Here is a 4,058-nt window from a genome sequence, read left to right as displayed (position 1 = left end):
TCCTCCCTTCCCCCACGCCCCCATCCCTCCACCTCCAAAGATTTTCGACCGGTGGGGAGGCCGCGCGAAAGGAGTTCGTTCCCGCGACAGGAGAGAGAGAGAGAGAGAGAGTTTCTGTAGCGCCTTTATGCCCTTTCAAGGCTCATCTACCGGGCGACGATGCTCTTGCCCATCCAGCGCCGGCTCTGCCAGCGGCGCCAGAAGAGGGCGGCGCGGATGCTTTCATCCATCGTGAAGGCGATCCACATCCCGACGAGCCCGAAGCCGAGCGTAACGCCGAGCACGTAACCGCCGACGGTCGCCACGCCCCACATGAAGATAAGCCCGATGATGAACGGGTACACGGCGTCGCCGGTAGCGCGGAGGAAGTTCACGCACAGGATGTTGACGGCGCGCCCAAGTTCGAGGACGACGTCGATGCAGAGGATCAGGGCGGTCAGGGATACGACTTCGGGGTTGTCGCTGAGCAGCCCCATGACGCTCTTTCCAAGGAGCGCGGAAAGCAGGGCCACCGAAAAGGAAATCATCAGCGTGATGCGGATGCAGTACCGCCCGAGGAGCAATGCGGCGTTCTTGTGCCCCTTGCCGATGAGGTGCCCTATGCAGATGCCGCCGCCCTGCCCCACGGACATGGCGAATACGTAGGAAAAGGTCACGATGTTCACGGCGTAGGTACGTGCGGCGAGAGCCTCATTGCCGAGCATGTTGACGAAATAGGTGATCACCACCTGCGAAAGGCTGTAGGAAAGCTGTTCGCCCCCGGAAGGCAGGCCGATGGACAGCATCTTGCGGAGCACCCCGAAAGGGAAGGGCCAGAGAAAGGAGGGGGGAAACGTCAGTTTTTTGCGGAACAGGATGAAGAGCAGCAGGCACATGGCTACGCCGCGGCTGAACGACGTGGAGATGGCCGCGCCTTCGACCCCAAGGGCGGGGAAGCCGAAATGCCCGAAAATGAGCGTATAATTCCCGATGATGTTGATGATGTTGATGAGAAAGGTCACCTGCATGGGATAATAGGCCATGCCAGCGCTCCGCAGGATGGCCGAAAGGGTCAGCGAGATGGCCTGAAAGAACGCGAACCCGCCCACGATGCGCATATACGTCACGCCGTCGCCCATGAGTTCGGGCCGCAGTTCCATAAGGCGCAGGATGCGTTCGGCCCCGAAAAAGAGGGCGGCGCTGACGATGACGCCCATCATCATATTGAAGGCCAGCGATACGCCGATGGCGCGGAATACGTTGTCCATCTGGCGCGCCCCGAGGAACTGCGAACAGAGCACGGACGTCCCGGCTGTCGTGGCCTCAAAGACGAGGAAGATCATGTTCAAAAGCTGCACGACCACGCCCACGGCGGCCACGGTGTTGTCCGAGCACTGGCTGAGCATGACCGTATCCACAATGCCGAGCAGGATGATCAGCACCATCTCGATGAAGATGGGGCCCGTAAGCCGCACCAGCCAGCGGCGGATGTTTTGCTGCTCCTGCGGCAACGCCTCTCCCCCCTACAGCAGACCGTAGTATTGGAACGCCACGATGAGCAGAGGGATGCTCACCGCCGATAAGGCTGTATCTACCACGATGCCGAGCGAAGAGTCTTCTGTAGCCACCTGATATTTTTCAGCAATGATATAAGCCGCCACAGCCGTGGGCATGGCAGCCACGATGGTCGCCGAGGCAAGCGCGATGCCGCGCACACCGAGCAGGTAGAGGACGCCGAAAATGAAAAGCGGCTCCACCACCAGTTTCAGCACGTGCAAAGGAAACTGGCGCCTGGCCCATCCCTTTACGAAGCCCTGCGAGGAAGTCATCTGCTTGGAGAGGATCATGCCCATGCAGAACAGCGCGCAGGGGGCGGACGTGGAGCCGAGCATGGCCGACATCGACAGGATCGGCTTCGGGACGGCGATATGGAGCAGGCTCACTGCTGCGCCGAGCGCCGAATAGATGAGCAGGGGATTGTGGAACAGCGAACGGAGCAGGGACAGGAATACTTGCTTGCGGCCCTCGCCCTTATGTTTCCCGGCTTCCAGCCTGCCGTCCGTGAAAAGCAGGTTCGCGGAGGTCATCACAGCGCAAAGGCTGGCGACGATGGCGGCCTCGGAACTGTCCGGCAGCAGGAGCACCACGATCGGCAAGCCCATGAACGCCGCGTTCGGGAAACTCGACAGCAGGGCGAACACCGAGCTTTCCTCCCAACGCCTCCGCAGCAGGCTCGAGAAGACCACGTATGCGAACAGGTAGGTGATCCCGTAGCCGAGCAGGATGCCCCCAACCATGGCTCCCGACATCTGCCCCGCTTCCATACGGGCAAGCTGGTTGAACAGCATCATGGGCAGGCCGATCCAGTAGACGAACTGGTTGAGGCAGCCCGATGTTTCTATGGGCAAAAAACCCATCCGTTCAACGACGATGCCAAACAGGATGATGCCAAATACGGGAACCAGCGTGGAAAGGATGGACAGCATGGGAGCCTCGGAAGAATACTGTTTGTTCAATCAATCAGAAGCCGCAAGCTATATACCGTGCGCCGCCGGTATGCAATGGGAAAAACGGCGCCCTCACCGTGCCTTGGATATCCCGGAATGTCCATGCCGCCTTTCTCACCCTTTCACGGTTATCCTTCCTTGTTTTTTCTTTTTCCCGTTGGTACTCTTGATGAAAATCACGCAACCGCTCAAAAAACCTTCCCCCACTACGGCATGGATACCTCACAACAGCCAAGAGACGAAAACAAAATTACTCATAAAAACAGCCTGTTCCTTTCATGGTGCATTCTGCTGGCGTTGTGTTTCGCGTTCGTATCCGCCGCCCCCGCCGCTGCCGGCCCCAACCCGGCAAAATACGATAAGGCCATCCGGGATATGGGGCAGCTTCAAAAATCCAAAAAACGGCTCCAGCGTGAGCCGTGGGAAAAGCTTGCCGAAACCTTCCTGACCGTCTACCGGGTCGAAAAAAAATGGAAAGAGCGCTCAGCGGCCTTGTTCCGCTCCGCCGAAGCGCTGGATCATTTGGCCCGCTGCGCCTCCAATGCCAAGGACGCCCGGCGCTCGGTGGACCGGTATCTCCAGCTCGTCCGCCTCTATCCCAAAAGCTCGCTGGCCGACGACAGCCTGTACCGGGCGGCACGGCTGCGGGGCCAGATCCTCCGCGACAAGGCCGGTGCGCAAGAACTGCTCCAACAGATCCTCAAAAAATACCCTTCTTCCAATACGGCCAAGGACGCCTCCAGTTACCTTGCGACGCTCTCGCCCAAAGAAAAACGGCAATCGCCTTCCGCCGCCAGCAAGGCAAGCAAGCAAAAACAGCCTAGAGGCAAACCGTTCCGTCTCGGCGTAAAAACGGTGCTCATCGATCCGGGGCACGGCGGCAAAGACCCCGGCACGCACCACAACGGCATCAGGGAAAAGGATCTTACACTGGACATCTCCAAGCGCGTGGGGGCGATCCTGTCCTCGCGCGGCCTCAACGTCCGGTACACGCGCCGCTCCGACACATGGATCACGCTGGAGCAGAGGGCCGACAAAGTCCGCACCAACAAGGCCGACCTGTTCATTTCCATCCACGTCAACGCCAACCCGTCCGAAGGCGTGCAGGGGTTTGAGACGTACTATCTCGACGTTTCCCGCACCTCGGCCTCAACCCGCCTCGCCGCCGTCGAAAACGCCCTCCGCGACCGCAGCCGCGCCACGCGGGAAAAGCTGCCGCCCCATCGCCTTTTCACCATCCAGAAACAGGAATCCCGCCGCCTTGCGCGGAACGTCCACGAGACGACGCTCAAGTATCTCAGGAAAAAGAATTACCGGACCCACGACGGCGGCATCAAGACCGCCCCCTTCCATGTCCTGCGCCGTTCCGGGGTGCCCGGCGTGCTGATCGAAGTGGGCTACTGCACCAACAAGACCGAAGCCGAACGTCTGGCCGTCGACGCATACCGCGCCTCCATTGCGCGCGGCATTGCCAACGGCATTCTGATCTATACGGGAAAGATGTGAAATGTGGGGGAAGGGAGGAGAGGGCTTTCTGGAGAAAGCCCTCTCCTCCCTTCCCCCACACCCCCA

The 4,058-nt window shown here is 59.9% G+C and carries 3 protein-coding genes; 1 reads left to right on the top strand and 2 read right to left on the bottom strand.

Going from position 1 to position 4,058, the window contains the following annotated elements; all coding sequences use genetic code 11:
* Positions 1–146 precede the first annotated feature (146 nt).
* Both T370_RS0121425 and T370_RS0121420 read right to left on the bottom strand, forming a co-directional pair.
* Positions 147–1,490: an MATE family efflux transporter gene (locus tag T370_RS0121425; protein ID WP_005028198.1), complete on the bottom strand. Its 1,344-nt coding sequence runs from the start codon at positions 1,488–1,490 to the stop codon at positions 147–149.
* 12 nt (positions 1,491–1,502) lie between these two features.
* Positions 1,503–2,465 (bottom strand): AEC family transporter, encoded by a 963-nt coding sequence (locus T370_RS0121420; protein ID WP_005028196.1) that lies wholly within the window; start codon positions 2,463–2,465, stop codon positions 1,503–1,505.
* Between the two features lie 234 nt (positions 2,466–2,699).
* On the opposite strand from T370_RS0121420, the gene T370_RS0121415 reads away from it, so the two are divergent.
* On the top strand, positions 2,700–3,992 hold the full coding sequence (locus T370_RS0121415) for an N-acetylmuramoyl-L-alanine amidase (RefSeq protein WP_248604300.1): 1,293 nt from the start codon (positions 2,700–2,702) through the stop codon (positions 3,990–3,992).
* Positions 3,993–4,058 lie beyond the last annotated feature (66 nt).

This window comes from Bilophila wadsworthia ATCC 49260, from assembly GCF_000701705.1.
Taxonomy (GTDB): domain Bacteria; phylum Desulfobacterota; class Desulfovibrionia; order Desulfovibrionales; family Desulfovibrionaceae; genus Bilophila; species Bilophila wadsworthia.
This window is presented reverse-complemented; position numbering and strand designations above follow the sequence as displayed.

What these genes read in the sequence shown, in the direction of transcription:
- T370_RS0121420 (WP_005028196.1), bottom strand. Translation starts at nt 2,465, where the DNA reads ATGCTGTCCATCCTTTCCACGCTGGTTCCCGTATTTGGCATCATCCTG.
- T370_RS0121415 (WP_248604300.1), top strand. Translation starts at nt 2,700, where the DNA reads ATGGATACCTCACAACAGCCAAGAGACGAAAACAAAATTACTCATAAA.